At 64.8% G+C, this 17,135-nt stretch carries 14 protein-coding genes; 6 read left to right on the top strand and 8 right to left on the bottom strand.

Features of this window, described 5'->3' with window-relative positions:
• Positions 1-136 precede the first annotated feature (136 nt).
• The 4 genes from msrA to NKJ91_RS22240 form a co-directional block, all read right to left on the bottom strand.
• Entirely contained in the window at positions 137-865 is a 729-nt protein-coding gene (gene msrA, locus NKJ91_RS22255; protein WP_352457288.1) for a peptide-methionine (S)-S-oxide reductase MsrA, read from the bottom strand.
• A gap of 77 nt (positions 866-942) precedes the next feature.
• Positions 943-1,242, bottom strand: a complete 300-nt coding sequence (locus tag NKJ91_RS22250) for a hypothetical protein (protein WP_352457287.1) — start codon at positions 1,240-1,242, stop codon at positions 943-945.
• A gap of 80 nt (positions 1,243-1,322) precedes the next feature.
• A complete protein-coding gene (locus NKJ91_RS22245; protein ID WP_352457286.1) occupies positions 1,323-2,033 on the bottom strand; it encodes a DUF1223 domain-containing protein in 711 nt (236 codons plus the stop codon).
• Between the two features lie 337 nt (positions 2,034-2,370).
• The gene (locus NKJ91_RS22240; protein WP_352457285.1) at positions 2,371-3,435 is read right to left on the bottom strand and encodes a TadE/TadG family type IV pilus assembly protein; all 1,065 of its coding nucleotides are present in this window, start codon (positions 3,433-3,435) and stop codon (positions 2,371-2,373) included.
• 158 nt (positions 3,436-3,593) lie between these two features.
• Between NKJ91_RS22240 and lepA the strand changes: the two genes are divergently transcribed.
• The 6 genes from lepA to NKJ91_RS22210 all read left to right on the top strand — a co-directional run bounded on the left by lepA (position 3,594) and on the right by NKJ91_RS22210 (position 12,465).
• Complete coding sequence (gene lepA, locus NKJ91_RS22235; RefSeq protein ID WP_352457284.1) at positions 3,594-5,399, top strand: translation elongation factor 4; 1,806 nt, start codon at positions 3,594-3,596, stop codon at positions 5,397-5,399.
• A 258-nt stretch (positions 5,400-5,657) separates the two neighbouring features.
• Positions 5,658-6,170, top strand: a complete 513-nt coding sequence (locus NKJ91_RS22230) for a hypothetical protein (protein WP_352457283.1) — start codon at positions 5,658-5,660, stop codon at positions 6,168-6,170.
• Positions 6,171-6,454: 284 nt separating this feature from the next.
• A complete protein-coding gene (locus tag NKJ91_RS22225; RefSeq protein ID WP_352457282.1) occupies positions 6,455-6,829 on the top strand; it encodes a hypothetical protein in 375 nt (124 codons plus the stop codon).
• A gap of 300 nt (positions 6,830-7,129) precedes the next feature.
• On the top strand, positions 7,130-7,753 hold the full coding sequence (locus tag NKJ91_RS22220) for a CDGSH iron-sulfur domain-containing protein (protein WP_352457281.1): 624 nt from the start codon (positions 7,130-7,132) through the stop codon (positions 7,751-7,753).
• A 245-nt stretch (positions 7,754-7,998) separates the two neighbouring features.
• A complete protein-coding gene (locus NKJ91_RS22215; RefSeq protein ID WP_352457280.1) occupies positions 7,999-10,026 on the top strand; it encodes a hydantoinase/oxoprolinase N-terminal domain-containing protein in 2,028 nt (675 codons plus the stop codon).
• 267 nt (positions 10,027-10,293) lie between these two features.
• On the top strand, positions 10,294-12,465 hold the full coding sequence (locus tag NKJ91_RS22210; protein ID WP_352457279.1) for a malate synthase G: 2,172 nt from the start codon (positions 10,294-10,296) through the stop codon (positions 12,463-12,465).
• Positions 12,466-12,839: 374 nt separating this feature from the next.
• Here the strand turns inward: NKJ91_RS22210 and NKJ91_RS22205 are convergent, their stop codons facing one another.
• From NKJ91_RS22205 to NKJ91_RS22190, 4 genes are all read right to left on the bottom strand, one after another.
• Entirely contained in the window at positions 12,840-14,372 is a 1,533-nt protein-coding gene (locus NKJ91_RS22205) for a YifB family Mg chelatase-like AAA ATPase (RefSeq protein WP_352457291.1), read from the bottom strand.
• A 162-nt stretch (positions 14,373-14,534) separates the two neighbouring features.
• Complete coding sequence (gene gshB / locus NKJ91_RS22200) at positions 14,535-15,476, bottom strand: glutathione synthase (protein ID WP_352457278.1); 942 nt, start codon at positions 15,474-15,476, stop codon at positions 14,535-14,537.
• A gap of 216 nt (positions 15,477-15,692) precedes the next feature.
• Positions 15,693-16,067, bottom strand: a complete 375-nt coding sequence (locus NKJ91_RS22195) for a GtrA family protein (protein ID WP_352449625.1) — start codon at positions 16,065-16,067, stop codon at positions 15,693-15,695.
• Between the two features lie 8 nt (positions 16,068-16,075).
• Positions 16,076-17,083, bottom strand: coding sequence for a glycosyltransferase (locus NKJ91_RS22190; RefSeq protein ID WP_352457277.1), 1,008 nt, complete (start codon positions 17,081-17,083; stop codon positions 16,076-16,078).
• Positions 17,084-17,135: the final 52 nt, after the last annotated feature.

Genomic DNA, 17,135 nt, shown 5'->3' with positions numbered 1-17,135 from the left:
CAAGGCAGGAAATGGCAGTCGCTCCTTCGCTCAACTGCCTCTCCAAAGAATCCTTTCTCAGCCTAAACTCAACCCCAAAATCGCCATATGCGATTCCCCTGCCTCAAGGGGGGAGATCAGCAGACCCCCCAAAAGCTCAGCTCTTGTTGGCGGCCAGCACCAGCACCGGCTTTTCGCTGTAAAGATTGGGGAACAGCCGCTTCAGGTTCTCGACCTTGGGCAAATCGTTGTAGACGATATAGGGATAGGTCGGGTTGAGCGTCAGAAAATCCTGGTGATAGTCCTCGGCCGGATAGAAGGTCTTGCCGGTCTCCAGCGTCGTCACGATCGGCTTGGGAAACACCTTGGCCTTGTCGAGCTGGGCGATGTAGCTTTCGGCGATCTTTTTCTGTGCGTCGTTTTCGGCAAAGATCGTCGAACGGTACTGGGTGCCGCTGTCCGGACCCTGGTAGTTCAGTTGCGTCGGGTTGTGCGCCACCGAGAAATACACCTGCAGCAGCTGGCCGTAGGTCACCTCGGACGGCTCGTAGGTGATCTCGACGGATTCGGCATGGCCCGTCCGGCTGGTGCCGACCATTTCATAGACGGCCGTGTCCTTGTCGCCGCCGGCATAGCCGGAAACGGCGCTGGTGACGCCCTTGACGTGCTGGAACACGCCTTGCACACCCCAGAAGCAGCCGCCGGCGAAGACCGCCTTTTCGGTGCCGGCGATGGCCTTCTCGTCCAATGCCGGCGGCGGGATCACCACCGCGTCTTCGGCCGAGACTGCCGGCGTCTGCCAGAGCACGGCCGCGGCGGCCGCGACGATGAGCGCGGCAAGTGCTGCTTTTGCGAAAATCGACGATCGTTTCAGGGCTCCGGTCATGTCTGATCTCCCATGATGCTGGTGTGGATTATACGACGGATAGGTCCGCCGGGCTCTCACATTGCTGTGCGCATCGCCTATTTGGCCGGAGCCATGGCATCGCAGGCCTTGGTCGCTTCGGCTCTCTTCATGGCGTTCGTCTCGGCGGCGGCCTTGGCCATGCAGTCGGCCTTCATCGGATCGCCCGCCTTCATCGCGGTCGTGGCCATCGCGTCAGGCGCCATGGCGCCGGCTGGTTTCATCGCGTTTGTTGCCATGGCGTTCGCCGGCTTCATCGCATCTTCGGCCCGCGCCGCGCCTCCTGCGAACAGCGCCGTCGAGCAAAGTGCGAAGGCGAGTGCCGGCAGGGTCGGGCGATTGGTCAAACGATTGGTCATGATGATCTCCTAGGGTTTGGCAGGGGTTGACGGCATGCGGCGGCGCCGCTGCGCGTTGGGGAAATTTCGCGGGAGGGTTTCTAATTCGTAGCGGCAGCAAGGATCGGCCCGCCGCCCGGCACCTGCACCAGCACCGCCGTGCTGAGGCCGCCCGTCGCCGCCGGCAGCGGCAGTGCGGTGGCGTCGCCGGTCCAACTGCCCAGCCTGGTCAGCGAATGCACGACATTGGCGTGCGGCAGCGTGCGGCCGGTGTTTTCTCCGCGCGCCACCGGCACCTCGACGACGCCCTTGTCGTAACGCACCAGCCAGACATCGGCCCTGCCGCCGGGCACCGGACCGGCGCCGATGCTGACCTTCCCGCCGGCGAGCGACAACGAAGGTCCGTCACCGTGGCCGCCACTCGAAATCAGCTGCTCGATCTCGCCCGGCCTGGCGCCGACGGCATCGGCCCTGCCGTTGACCACCACTTGCGGCGTGAACGGGCCGGAACGGCCGAGCGACGGTTCATAGCGGACCTGGCGCTGCGTGAATTCTTCTTTGCCGAATGTGTCCTTCCAGCCGAGATAGTCCCAGTAGGTGACGTTGAAGGACAGCGCCAGCACGCCGGGCCGGTCCTTGACCTTGATCAGATTGGCGTTGGCCGGCGGACAGGACGAGCAGCCCTGGCTGGTGAACAGCTCTACGACGGTCAGCGTCTGGCCGGCGGCCGCGCTGGTTGCCGACAGCACAGTCGCGGAAAACAGTGCCGCGGCGAGCCCCATCAGGGCTGTGCTTCGTTCCGATCCGGTCATCGCTGTTCTCCTGTGCGGTTCCATGTCCACACTTCGCCGCCGACATACGGTTCGTTACAGCATCACCGCTTCGTGATCGTTCGCAGCTCTCCCTTCTCCCCTTGTGGGAGAAGGTGGATCGGCGCGAAGCGCCGAGATGGTTGAGGGGTGCTGGAAGAAATGAGGCGTTGGCGTTCCCCGGAACACCCGACCGAGCTTCGCTCGGCCACCTTCTCCCACAGGGGGCGAAGGGAAGACGGTCGCTCGCAACCAACACGCCACCCGGTGTGACCGGGCGGCGGTGTGATGGACGGCAGCCTAATCGGGCCGATATGCCCTCGCACTCAGCTGCGGCGGCCTATTGTGTCAACAGCGTTTCGGATGCCCGCTGATTGAAGGCGCATTTGCCGGTTACTGTGTAGAAAAAGTCCGCGTTGGAATCGGTGATGGTCGGAGATGTCGGCACCGACGATCCCCCGTCTTCCCACGCTTGTGTGCTGGTCTGGCCGCACGGCACCAGCGTAAAGATATCGACCGTTTGGCCACTGGCGATCTCGACGCCGTTCGCGTAGAGGCGGTTCGATGTTGCCGGATCGTTCGATTTGAGCACCGTTGGATTGCCTGACGGGACATCCATCTGCAGATATAGCTGGTCCATCTGGCTGACGTCGATCACCGCGCCGGCACCGGTCGCGGGATACATTGTGTTGACACAGGTGGTCACGTATTTCCTGCCGTATGAGTCGGTCTGGATGATCGTGGTGCTAGGCAGGCCGTAGAAGCTGAGCACCGTGGTGGTCGTACACACCTGCTGCTGGACCATAGTGATCGTCGCTCCGTTGATGGTGGAGACGGTCGCCGTGCCATAGCCTTTCGGATCGCCATAACCGTTGTATGTGTAGGTGATCTTCATCAGCTTGTTGGCCACCGTGTCCCCGAATTTGGTGCCGTAGAGCGTCATTGTCTTGCCCCACCAGCCCGAGACCTTGGTCACCTTGAACGTGGCTTGCACCAATGCCGGCCGCTTTGTCACTGCCGACGCAACGCCGACCTGCACCGTGTTGATCCTGGCGATCTGCATGAAATTCGTCGGCATGGCAAAGCCGGCCGAAGCCTTGATGCTGGCGGCGCCGTCGGTGGCGACGACGAAGCTGTCGAGCTTGGCCGTGCCTTGCCCGCCATTGGCCAGGTATGCCTCCTGCAGTTTTACCTGGCGGTCCGCCAGTGAGGTGTCCGTCGCAAGCGTCGTGATCGACAGCGACGCTGCATCGAGGGCGTTCTGCATCGATGCCCTGGTTGAAACCGCAGAGGTATAGTCGATGGAAAAACCCAATGCGGCAACCATCGGGATAAGCAAGATGGCGAGCAATGGCGCGAACGAGCCGCTCACCGATTTGAGAAATTTGCGTGCTGACAACGGCATTCCGATCCCCCCGAACGGCGATAGACCGGTGGGCTATCACGCCGGGCGCGAACTATGCTCTAATCTCATGGATCAAAGTTTAACGACTTTGCCGCCCCGCCGCCGCACCCGCGCCCCGCCGCTTGCCGATGTAGCGTGCCCCTGCTAAAGCGCGCCGCATGACCACGCCGATCAAAAACATCCGCAACTTCTCCATCGTTGCCCATATCGACCATGGCAAATCCACGCTTGCCGACCGGCTGATCCAGTCGACCGGCGGGCTGGAGCTGCGCGACATGAAGGAGCAGGTGCTGGACTCGATGGACATCGAGCGCGAGCGCGGCATCACCATCAAGGCGCAGACGGTGCGGCTGAAGTACCACGCCAACAATGGCCAGGATTACATCCTCAACCTGATCGACACGCCCGGCCATGTCGACTTCGCCTATGAAGTGTCGCGCTCGCTCGCTGCCTGCGAAGGTTCGCTGCTGGTCGTCGACGCCTCGCAAGGCGTCGAGGCGCAGACGCTGGCCAATGTCTACCAGGCGATCGACAACAACCATGAGATCGTCGTGGTGCTGAACAAGGTCGACCTGCCCGCCGCCGAGCCCGAGCGCATCCGCGAACAGGTCGAGGAGGTGATCGGCATCGACGCCTCCAACGCCGTGCTGATCTCGGCCAAGACCGGGCTAGGCATTCCCGACGTGCTGGAAGCCATCGTCAACGATCTGCCGCCGCCGCGCGAGGGCGACATCACGGCCCCGCTGAAGGCGATGCTGGTCGACTCCTGGTACGACGCCTATCTCGGCGTCATCGTGCTGGTCCGCATCATCGACGGCGTGCTGAAGAAGGGCCAGACCATCCGCATGATGGGCACCGGCGCCAGGTACCTGGTCGAGCGCACCGGCGTCTTCACGCCCGCCCGCGTCAATGTCGACGAGCTCGGCCCCGGCGAGTTCGGTTTCTTCACCGGCTCGATCAAAGAAGTCGCCGACACTCGCGTCGGCGACACCATCACCGAGGACAAGCGCCCGACGGCACAAGCCCTGCCCGGCTTCAAGCCGGCGCAGCCGGTGGTGTTCTGCGGCCTGTTCCCGGTCGACGCCGCCGACTTCGAGGATCTGCGCGCCGCCGTCGGCAAGCTGCGCCTCAACGACGCCTCCTTCTCCTTTGAAATGGAAACCAGTGCAGCACTCGGCTTCGGCTATCGCTGCGGCTTCCTTGGCCTGCTGCATCTCGAAATCATCCAGGAGCGGCTGGAGCGCGAGTTCAATCTCGACCTTATCGCCACCGCGCCTAGCGTCGTCTACCGCCTGCTGTTGAACGATGGCACGGTCAAGGAACTGCACAACCCGGCCGACATGCCCGACGTGGTCAAGATCGCGGCCATCGAGGAGCCGTGGATCCGCGCCACCATTTTGACCCCCGACGACTATCTCGGCGGCATCCTGAAACTCTGCCAGGACCGGCGCGGCATCCAGGCCGACCTCTCCTATGTCGGCAAGCGCGCCATGCTCATCTACGATCTGCCGCTCAACGAGGTGGTCTTCGACTTTTACGACCGGCTGAAGTCGATCTCCAAGGGCTACGCCTCCTTCGACTATCACCTCACCGACTACAAGGAAGGCGACCTGGTCAAGATGTCGATCCTGGTCAACGAGGAGCCGGTCGATGCGCTGTCGATGCTGGTCCACCGCACGGCGGCGGAAAAGCGCGGCCGCCAGATGTGCGAGAAGCTGAAGGAGCTGATCCCGCATCATTTGTTCAAGATCCCGATCCAGGCGGCGATCGGCGGCAAGGTCATCGCCCGCGAGACCATCTCGGCGCTGCGCAAGGACGTCACCGCCAAATGCTACGGCGGCGACGTCTCACGCAAACGCAAGCTGCTCGACAAGCAGAAAGAGGGCAAGAAGCGGATGCGGCAGTTCGGCAAGGTGGATATCCCGCAGGAGGCGTTTATCCAGGCGCTGAAGATGGGGGATTGAGAAGCCGGTTGGCGCGCCCAGCGCGCCAGGCCATCGATCCAGTGAATCGATAGCAGGCTTCAAAAGCGGGGGAGCTGCCGGAGGCAGCGGGCCCCCCGCCAGCGCGGCGCTGAAGCTGCATAGTGGAGATTGGGCAGAAGCCTGCGACAGGTCAGCTAGCTGGATACGCGCCGGCCATTGCGACCCTTCAGGACAGCGGACCATCATTGGAGAATGTCCCGCCTTGAAGTATCCTTGCGGCTTCGGGGGAGACATCACATGCGCTCCACTCTGGACCTCGTCGCCGCGATCGGCCTCGCCATCGGCGGCGCTTTCGGACTCGCCGGCACCTTCGTCGAGAGCGCGCCCCTTCGCGAAACGCTCTGGACGATCGACGGCGTGGCGCTCGTGGTGGCGACCGCGCTGTTGACGATGAAATATCAGCGCCAGGGCAATGACTGGGTGGCGGCTGGATTTTTGACCTTTCTCGCCGGCGAAAGCCTGCTGCTCTCCGGCAATGCGGCGGGGCTTGAGGCCAGCGTGCCCTCCTATGTCGGCGGTATCTCGCTTTGGGCGGCGGCGCTGGTCATGGTCAGCGCGCCGAAAACCTTCGCGCTGTGGATGCGGCTTACCGCTGTCGTGGCCGCCGTGCTGTTTGTCGTGTCGGCAGGCATGATCCTCTGGGGTGCGCCTTTGCTGCCGACCTCGACGCCGCTGCCTGCTGTCGGATATCCCTTTCTGGTGCTCACATTCATCGGCTGGATCTGGACGCTGCTGAAGCCCGGGCGTTGAGTCCGGTCGGACCGCCCCCTCTCTGGTTTGCTGCGCAAACCACCTCTCCCCCACTTTGTGGGGGCGAGGAAACGCCAGCCGCGAAGCCGCGCCCTCGCTAGACTTGGGTTCCTCGCCCCGCAAGCGGGGAGAGGTGGCCGCGAAGCGGCCGGAGAGGGGTCTTCCTTGGCAACGCTGCGCCTTTCGCGATGTGCAAATGGCGCACCCCCTTCCACCCATCCCGCCGCCATGCCATGTTCCCCCTCGCGGCCGGGCAGGCCGCTTCATTCCGGGGGGAAATCATCATGTCGTCCTACGCTTTCGGGCGCCGCGTCGCCGCGTCGCTGTTCATTGTCACGCTGTTTGCGCCCGTCGCGCATGCCGGCGATGTCACCTTCGAGATCAAGAACAGCCATCCCAACGCCATGCGCGTCGAGCTCTACAGCCAGGACCGCGATCATGTCTGGCCGGGCAACAATCAGGATTACTATCTCAACGACGGCGAGACCAAAGCGATCCCGCTGTCCTGCAGTGACGGCGAATCGATCTGCTACGGCGCCTGGGTCGACGGCGACGAGAATACCTATTGGGGCGTCGGCCCCGGCAATACGGAAAAGTGCGACGATTGCTGCTACACCTGCAGTGGCGGCGAGACCGAGGAAATCGATCTGGTTCCGTGACGTGGCAGATCTCCCCCCTTGAGGGGGGAGAGGGCCGTCCCGCGAGTGCAGGCCGGCACCGGAATTTCAAAGCTGAAACAAAAAACCCGCCTCGGCGGGCGGGTCGTTGGAGCCAATTGGCACCATGCGCAAATTAATAGCATAGCTGCCGGCACAAAGCAAGAACAAAATGTGGTGCTGCGAGCAAAAAATGCGAATTCCCTTACCGCCGCGCCCGAGGTCGGCCCTCACGAGGGGGGGAATGCTGCCTTGACGTCGTCCCGCCTGTCGCCATAGCGTAGTCCGACAGGAGACCCACCCATGGCAGTGGTCGAAGGCGAGAACATCGACATCGGCTTTTCGGGAAAACGTTGCATCCATTCGCGCAACTGCGTGCTTGGCGATCCGCATGTTTTCGTGCCCAACGCGCCCGGCCAGTGGATCCACCCCGAGGCGGCCAGCGTCGAGAAGATCGTGGCGCTCGCCGAAGCCTGCCCGTCCGGCGCCATCACCTATATCCGCAAGGATGGCGGGCCGCAGGAACAGCCGCCGGTGGTCAACATTGTGCGCATAAGGGAAAACGGTCCGCTGGCGCTGCATGCCGAGATCGTGCTGGGCGGCGAAACGTCTTACCGCGCCACGCTCTGCCGCTGCGGCGCCTCGGAAAACAAGCCGTTCTGCGACGGCAGCCACGCCAAGACGGGCTTCATCGCCACCGGCGAGCCGGCGCTGAAGGACACGCCGGCGCTGGAAGTGCGAGATGGCCCGCTCACCGTCACGCCGACGACCAACGGCCCGCTCAAGCTCGAAGGCAATGTCGAAATCGTCACCGGCACCGGCCACACGGTCGACCGTACGCAACGCGCCTTCCTCTGCCGCTGCGGCCACTCCGCCAACAAGCCGTTCTGCGATGGCTCGCACAAGCGCGTGGGGTTTGTCGGGTAGCCTAGCGATCTCCCCCCTTGAGGGGGAGATGTCGCCGAAGGCGACAGAGGGGGTCGGTACGTCCTGACGCCAACGCCATCGCGGCCAGAGAATGCCGGGGCTCCACGCGAGACGACCCCCTCTGGCCTGCCGGCCATCTCCCCCTCGAGGGGGGAGATTACGCTGCCTTGGCCCAGCCATCGCGGCTTTATCGGCCCGTTCATATCCGGTAAGGGGCGGGGCAAGAGAATTCTCCGGACCCGCCAATGACCGCCAAGACCAAATCGCCACCCCTGTTCCTCGGCATCGACACCGGCGGCACCTATACCGACGCCGTGCTGTGGTCGGAGGCCGGCGGGCCAAGCGGCAAGGTGCTGGCAAAGGCCAAGGCGCTGACGACACGGCACGATCTGGCGGTCGGCATCTCCGGCGCGGTCGATGCGGTGCTCGAAATGGCCGGCACCGACCCGGCAGCGATCAAACTGGTGTCGATGTCGACGACGCTAGCCACCAATGCGCTGGTCGAGGGCCAGGGCGGCCGCGTGGCGCTGGTGATGATTGGCTTTGCCGAAGGCGACCTTGCCCGCGACGGGCTGAAGGCGGCGCTCGGCACCGACCCGGTGGTGTTCTGCCCCGGCGGCCACGATGTCCATGGCAATGCGGCAACGCTCGATCTTTCCGGGCTGGAGGCAGCTTTGCCGGAACTGGAAAAGTCGGTTTCCGGCTTTGCCGTCTGCGCCTATTTCGCCACCCGCAACCCGGCGCATGAGCTAAGCGCGCGGAACCTGATCCGCGACAGGACCGGCCTGCCGGTTACCGCCAGCCACGAACTGTCGGCCAAGCTCGGCGGCCCGCGCCGGGCGCTGACGACATTGCTCAACGCCAGGCTGATCTCGATGATCGACCGGCTGGTCGCGGCAACGGAAGGCTTTTTGGCCGCGCGCAACATCGCCGCCCCGCTGATGGTGGTGCGCGGCGACGGCGCTTTGGTCTCGGCCGCCTTTGCCCGCCAGCGGCCGATCGAGACCATCCTGTCCGGCCCCGCCGCCAGCCTTGTCGGCGCCCGCCACATGACCGGCCTCGACAATGCCGTGGTCTCCGATATCGGCGGCACCACCACCGACGTCGCCGTGCTCGACAAGGGCCGGCCGCGGCTCGATCCGGAAGGCGCCACCGTCGGCGGTTTCCGCACCATGGTCGAGGCCGTCGCCATGCGCACTTTTGGCCTCGGCGGCGATTCCGAAGTGGCGCTGGAGGACGGCGCGCTCAATCCGAGAATCCTGCTCGGCCCGCGCCGCCTGGTGCCGCTGGCGCTGGCCGGCATGATGCATGGCGAAGCAGTCACATCAGAGCTCGAACGCCAGCTGCGCGCGCCCAACCCCGGCCGCATGGATGGCCGGCTGGCGGTGCGCACCGGCGTGCCGGAGCGGCTGGCGGCCGGACTGACCGGTGCCGAAGCCAAGCTTTACGAGCTGATTGGTGCCGTGCCGCAGGCTCTCGACCGATTGCTGACCTCGAACGCCCAGAACGCCACCTTGAACCGGCTGGTGTCGCGCGGGCTGGTGCATGTCGCCGGCTTCACGCCGTCGGACGCCGCGCATGTGCTGGGCAGGCAGGCCAATTGGGATGCGGCCGCGGCGCGTCTGGGTGCCGAGCTGTTCGCGCGCAGGCGCGACGGCCGCGGCCAGTTCATCGCCGCCTCGCCGGAGGCGATCTCGGAACGGGTGCTGACCGCGCTGACCCGCCTGTCGGCCGAAGTCATCCTCGAGACCGCCTTCGCAGAGGACGGGCTGGATGGCGCGGCGACCGTCGCCCATGCCCTGGTCCAGCGCGCCGTCGACGCGCATCCCGGCATCGCGCGCTTGAGCGTCGCCCTCGACCGTCCGGTCATCGGCCTCGGCGCCTCGGCGCCGCTGCACTATGCCGGCCTGGCCGAGCTGGTCGGCAATCGATGCGTGGTGCCGCAGGATACCGATGTCGCCAACGCGCTCGGCGCCGTCGTCGGCCAGGTCCGGGTGTCGGCCGAGGCGCGGGTCAGCCAGCCCAAGGAAGGGCTGTTCCGCGTTGCCTCAGGTGAAAGCGTGCGCGATTTCAACGACGAAGCAGCGGCGATCGCCGCAGCGGAGAAGGATGTGCGCGCGATTGCCGCCGGGCGGGCTAAGGACGCCGGCACCGACAGCGCCGAGATCGAAATCGCCAGCGAATACCGCGTCTCCACCGTAGAGGGCCAGCGCATGTTCATCGAGGCGCATGTGGTGGCGGTGGCGTCGGGACGGCCAAGGATTGCGGTGTGAGCGCGTAATCTCCCCCCTCGAGGGGGAGATGTCGCCGAAGGCGACAGAGGGGGTCGCCTCGCATGAAGCGCGACGCGATTTGGTGCAAAGAAGAGGTTGCACTCCACGCGAGGCGACCCCCTCTGGCCTGCCGGCCATCTCCCCCACAAGGGGCCCTCAAGGGGGAGATCGGCAGCGAAAACGCCCTACCTTCACCCTGAGCTGAATTGACCCTGCCACTGTGACATGCCAAAGGCCCGGCCTAGCCTTTCGTCTGGAGAAGCCCTGATGACCGATCGCGTCGAGATCGCCGGATTGCGGATTGCCCGCGAGCTTCATGATTTCATCGTGAACGAAGCGATGCCGGGCACCGGCATCGAGGCGGAGGCATTCTGGAACGGTTTTTCGGCCGTCGTCCATGATCTCTCGCCAAAAAACCGGGCGCTACTCGAAAAGCGCGATGCCATGCAGGACAAGCTCGACCGCTGGTATCGCGACAATGGCGCGCCCGTCGACATGGAGGCCTACAAGACGTTCCTCCGCGAGATCGGCTATCTGCTGCCCGAGGGGCCGGCGTTCAGCGTGACCACCGAAAATGTCGACCCGGAAATCGCTTTGGTTGCCGGGCCGCAGTTGGTGGTGCCGGTGATGAACGCGCGTTATGCGCTGAATGCCGCCAATGCGCGCTGGGGCTCGCTGTACGATGCGCTCTACGGCACCGACGCTATCCCGGAGACGGCCGGCGCCGAGCGAGGCAACAAATTCAATCCGGCGCGCGGTGCCAAGGTCGTCGCCTGGGTGAAAAGCTTCTTCGACGAGGCGGTGCCGCTCACCACAGGCAAATGGGCCGGCGTCAACGGGCTTTCGGTCGCCAACGGCATGTTGCGGCTCGGCGAGGGTGCCGGCGCCACCACGCTTGCCGACCTCAGACAGTTTGCCGGCTATCGCGGCGATGCCGCCGACCCCGAAGCCGTGCTGCTCACCAAGAACGGCCTGCACATCGAAATCGTTGTCGACCACAACAACCAGATCGGCCGCACCGATCCGGCCGGCATTGCCGATGTCGTGCTGGAATCGGCGCTGACCACCATCCAGGACTGCGAGGATTCGGTCGCCGCGGTGGATGCGCAGGACAAGGTGCTGGTCTACCGCAACTGGCTCGGCCTGATGAAGGGCGACTTGGCGGAAGAGATCACCAAGGCCGGCAAGAGCTTTGTCCGAAGGCTCAACCCCGACCGTACTTACACCGCGCCGGATGGCGGCACGCTGACCTTGCCCGGCCGCTCGCTGATGCTGGTCAGGAATGTCGGCCACCTTATGACCAATCCGGCGATATCGGACCGCGACGGCAACGAGGTGCCGGAAGGCATCATGGATGCGGCGCTGACGGCGCTGATCGCGCTGCATGACATCGGCGTGAACGGGCGCCGCACCAATTCTCGCGCCGGCTCGATGTACATCGTAAAGCCCAAGATGCACGGGCCCGACGAAGTTGCCTTCGCCGTCGAGATTTTCGACCGTGTCGAGGCGCTGCTCGGCGTGCCCAAAAACACCCTCAAGATGGGCATCATGGACGAGGAGCGGCGCACCACCGTCAACCTCAAGGAGGCGATCCGCGCCGCGAAAGAACGCGTCGTCTTCATCAACACCGGCTTCCTCGATCGCACCGGCGACGAGATCCACACCTCGATGGAAGCCGGCCCGATGATCCGCAAGGGCGACATGAAGCAGGCCGCCTGGATTGCCGCCTACGAAGCCTGGAACGTCGACATCGGGCTGGAATGTGGGTTGGCCGGCCACGCCCAGATAGGCAAGGGCATGTGGGCGATGCCCGACCTGATGGCGGCGATGCTGGCCGAGAAAATCGCGCATCCCAAGGCCGGCGCCAACACCGCCTGGGTGCCGTCGCCGACGGCGGCAACCCTGCACGCCACGCACTACCACAAGGTCGACGTCCATGCCGTGCAGGCGGCACTGAAGAGCCGGCCCAAGGCAAAACTCGACGACATCCTGTCGGTGCCCGTCGCTGTCCGGCCGAACTGGTCTCAGGCGGACATCCAGAAGGAACTCGACAACAACGCGCAAGGCATTCTGGGCTATGTCGTGCGCTGGATCGACCAGGGCGTCGGCTGTTCGAAAGTGCCAGATATAAACGACGTCGGCCTGATGGAGGACCGCGCCACGCTGCGCATCTCCTCGCAGCACATCGCCAACTGGCTGCATCACGGCGTCTGCACGCCCGAGCAGGTCATGGAGACGATGAAACGCATGGCGGCGATCGTCGACCGCCAGAACCAAGGCGATCCGCTCTACCGGCCGATGGCGCCGGATTTCGACAAGTCCATCGCCTTCCTCGCCGCCTGCGACCTGGTCTTCAAAGGCCGCATCCAGCCCAACGGCTACACCGAGCCGGTGCTGCACGCACGGCGGCTGGAGCTGAAGGCGCGGGATAACGGCTGAACCGAAAGCACGATGCACGCAGGCCAAGGGTAAGCGCCGGCGTCCCCCTCCCCCTTGAGGGGAGGGTGGCCCGAAGGGCCGGGTGGGGTCGCCAATGCAGTGCGCCAACCCAATTCTGACGGTGCGCCCTAGAGCAACGGACGCCCAGATGGAATCAATTCTCTTTCCGGGATGGCGAGACAAACCACGCGAAAGGTGGCGAGCCCGATGTCGTGCACCGGCAGAATGATCCCATCTGAATGTCCGTTGCTCTAGGAGGAGCATCGCAACGCTCCGCACCTCGGTCGGTTTCGAAATGCGACAGGCCGAGCGTCTCACCGGCGACCCCACCCGGCCGCTTCGCGGCCACCCTCCCCTCAAGGGGGAGGGGAACGTCACGCCGCTTGTGCCATCCGTTCCGAGCTCATGCGGTAGGAAATCGCTTCGGCCAGATGGATGCGGCCGACCGTCTCGCTGGCCTCGAGATCGGCCAGTGTCCGCGCCACCTTCAAGACGCGGTGATAGGCCCGCGCGGAAAAGCCAAGCTTTTCGCTGGCGTCCCTGAGCAGCGACAGGCCGGCGGCATCGGGAATGGCAATCTCCTCGATGACTGACGGCGAGCAATGCGCGTTGGTGGTGGCGGAGGTCGCGCCGAGCCGCTCGAAGCGCTCTCGCTGGATCGTCCGCGCCCGCGCCACGCGTAGTGCCACGGCTGCGCTCTTCTCCGCCCGGTCCGGCCGGATCAAATCGCTGGCCGAGACCGCCGGCACCTCGATCCTGAGATCGATGCGATCGAGCAGCGGGCCGGAAATGCGCGCCTGGTAGTCGGTGCGGCAGCGGTCGCCGCGCAGGCAGCGATAGCCAGGCTCGCCGGCCATGCCGCAGCGGCACGGGTTCATCGCCGCGACCAGCTGGATACGCGCCGGGTAGGTGACGCGATGATTGGCCCGGGCGATCATGCAGTCGCCGGTCTCGAGCGGCTGGCGCAACGCATCGAGCGCCTGCGGCGAGAATTCGGGGAACTCGTCGAGGAACAGCACGCCGTGATGGGCGAGCGAGGCCTCGCCCGGCCGCACGCGCAACCCGCCGCCGACCATCGCCGCCATCGAGGCCGAATGATGCGGCGCGCGGAACGGCCGCCGGTCTGTGAGCTTTCCTTCGCCGAGTTCTCCGGCCACCGAGGCGATCATCGAGACTTCGAGCAATTCCCTGGGCGCCAGCGGCGGCAGGATCGACGGCAGCCGCTGCGCCAGCATCGACTTTCCCGATCCCGGCGGCCCGACCATCAGAAGATTGTGGCCGCCGGCTGCCGCCACCTCCAGCGCCCGCTTGGCGGTCTCCTGGCCCTTGATGTCGGCCAGGTCGGGCAGGTCGCGCGCCGCGGCGTGGATGCCGGCTTCCGGCCGTGACAGAACCTGCGTGCCGCGAAAATGATTGGCGATGGCGATCAGGCTGCGCGGCGCCAATATGTCGAAATCCTTGCCGGCCCAGGCCGCTTCCGGCCCGCAGGCGAACGGGCAGATCAGGCCCTTGCCTTCGGCATTGGCGCCGATCGCCGCCGGCAGCGCGCCGGCCACCGCGGCGATGGTGCCGTCGAGCGACAATTCGCCAAGCACGACATAGCCGGCCAGCATGTCGCCCGGAATGGCGCCGAGCGCCGCCATCAGACCGAGGGCGATCGGCAGATCGTAATGGCTGCCTTCCTTGGGCAGGTCGGCGGGTGCCAGATTGACGGTGACCTTCTTCGACGGCATCGACAGGCCGGATGCATGAAGTGCAGCCTGCACCCGCTCGCGGCTTTCGGCTACAGCCTTGTCGGCAAGGCCGACGATGTGCATGTTGACCTTGCCCGGCGCGATCATCACCTGCACGTCGACCGGCACGGCCTCGATGCCCTGGAAAGCAACCGTGCGAACCCGCGCCACCATGTCTTCACCCCGGATGCAGGCTTTGCCCCAAGCCTTTGCGATCATGCCGCGAACGGCGTCACCGGAGACAACCACAGATTTCCGGCGAAGGCAAGAACATTTGGGGAACAGCTGAGCGCCACGGCTGCAATGGTCCGGAACGCGGCCGCTCGCGAAGCGAGGCTAGTTGCGCTTCTCCTCCACGGCATCCCAGAACAGGCTGGCGATGTCGGCGCCGCCGAAGCGCTGCACTTCGCGTATGCCGGTCGGTGAGGTCACGTTGATCTCAGTCATGTAGTCGCCGATGACGTCGATGCCGACGAGGATGAAGCCGCGCTCTTTCAGCGAGGGGCCGATGCGGGCGCAGATCTCGCGTTCGCGTTCCGTCAATTCGGTCTTTTCGGCGCGGCCGCCGACATGCATGTTGGAGCGCGAATCATGCTCGGCCGGCACGCGGTTGATCGCGCCGACAGGCTCGCCGTCAATCAGGATAATGCGCTTGTCGCCAGCCCGCACCTCCTTGAGGTAGCGCTGCACGATGTAGGGTTCGCGGAACAACTGGCCGAACATTTCGAGCAGCGAGGCGAGGTTGCGGTCGGCCTCGTGCAGGTGGAAGATGCCGGCCCCGCCATTGCCGTAGAGCGGTTTGACGATGATATCGCCGAACTCCTTGCGGAAGGCTGCGACCTCGAGCGGGTCCTTGGTGATCAGCGTGTCCGGCATCAGGTCGGGAAATTCAGTGACGAAGATCTTTTCCGGGCTGTTGCGCACCCAGGCAGGGTCGTTGACCACCAGGGTCTTCGGATGGATGCGCTCGAGGATATGCGTGGTGGTGATGTAGTTCATGTCGAAGGGTGGATCCTGCCGCAAAAGGATGACGTCCATCTCCGAAAGATCGGTGCGGATTTCATCGCCCAGCGAATAATGGTTGCCCCTCTCGTCGCGAACCTGCATCGCCTCGATACGGGCAAACACCTTGCCGTCGCGCAGCGACAGCCGGTCGGGCGTGTAGTGGAACAACTGGTGGCCGCGCCGCTGCGCCTCCAGCGACAGCGCAAACGACGTGTCGCCGGCTACCGACACGGTGGAGATGTGGTCCATCTGGACGGCGACTTTCAGGGGCATGGCAGCTCTCCGGCGCACTTGGAGTGATCCACTTGGACGCACAAAGTACGCTCCAACATTTTTTGAATCCACGCATCGTGCTTTCCGAAAATCGATTCCGATTTTCGGGCCGATGCATCGACGACAGCGATATAAGGAAATCGGCGGCTTCTGCCAATCGGCCAAGGTCACGATGAGGCTGCGCTTCGCTTGGCGCAGACCTCGACGCGATAGTTCTCAGCGGTCGAAGACCAGCTTGGAATAGCCGAGGAAGGACAGTGCCATGGCGACCAGCGAGGCGACCGCAAGGGCTATGAGCGGCGACACCATCGGCAGTGCGAACAGCATGGCGCAATAGACGAGATAATTGACGACGCTGGTGGCAATGCCGACGCCGCCATAGCGGGCGCCCTCTTGCGCGACGCCGCGGCTGGAAGGCGAGAAGGTCAGATGGCGGTTGATCAGCCAGGTGACGGACAGGGCAAAACCGATCGAGATGATGCGAGCCGCGAAGGGGCCAAGCGGCGCTATCGCCAACACCAGCCAAAGCGCCGCCGCGTCGGCGACGAAGCCGATGCCGCCGGCGACAATGAAGCGGGCGAGGCGTCCCATTTAGGGCTCTAAGCCGCCCGCGGGGTCTTGCGCGGTCCGGTCTTCAAAGTCGCGAGCGCACTTGCGCGTTCGCGTTCGACGCGGCCGGAAGGCATCGACAGATAGAAGATGCGCTTCTGCTCGGCCCGGCCGCGCGACACCGAATCGAGGATTACCCCGGTCACCGCCGCCAGCATCGACAGCAGCAGCAGCCCGACCGACAGCACCCACGTCGGCATGCGCGGCACAAGCCCGGTTTCGGCGAACTCGATCAGCACCGGCGCCATCAGAAACAGGCTTGATGCCAGGAAGAACACCGAAAAAGCGCCGAAGAAACGCAGCGGCTGCGTCTCCTTCATCAGCATGGCGAACATCCACAGGATCTTCGCGCCGTCGCGAAAGGTCGACAGCTTCGACGAGGAGCCTTCCGGCCGGCGGCCATAGTCGAGCCCGATCTCGCTGACCGGCAATTTGAGCTGCGAGGCGTGCACCGACATTTCGGTCTCGATCTCGAAACCGCCGGAAACGGCGGGAAAACTCTTGACGAAGCGCCTGGTGAAGGCGCGGTAACCCGAGAAGATATCGGTAAAGTCCGAGCCGAACAAACGTTTGTAGAGGCTGTTGAAGATGCGGTTGCCGAAGGCGTGGCCTGTCCTGCCGGCGTCGTCGGCGACGCCGCGCCTGGTGCCCACCACCATGTCGGAGCGCTCGGTCAGCAGCGTGTTGATCAGTTGCGGCGCGTCCTCCGGCGCATAGGTGCCATCGCCGTCGGCCATCAGGTAGATGTCGGCCTCGATGTCGGCGAACATGCGGCGCACGACATTGCCTTTGCCCTGGCGCGGCTCGCGCACCACGATGGCGCCGGCGGCGCGGGCTCGGAGCGCCGTCAGGTCGCGCGAATTGTTGTCGTAGACATAGATCGCGGCGGCAGGCAGCGTTTCGCGAAAGCGCCGCACCACTTCGCCGATCGTCAGCTCTTCATTGTAGCAAGGCAGGAGCACGGCGATGCTCGGCTCATGGCGCACTTCTTGTGGCATTTTCGTCTCCGGATGCCCTGTGAGGCCCCTGACCGCTCAAGCGCCGGCCTCG

Origin of the sequence: Mesorhizobium sp. M0040 (genome assembly GCF_040323505.1) — a bacterium.
GTDB lineage: Bacteria > Pseudomonadota > Alphaproteobacteria > Rhizobiales > Rhizobiaceae > Mesorhizobium.
Note: the sequence above shows the minus strand (reverse complement) of the source record. Positions and strands in the feature narration are given on the sequence as shown.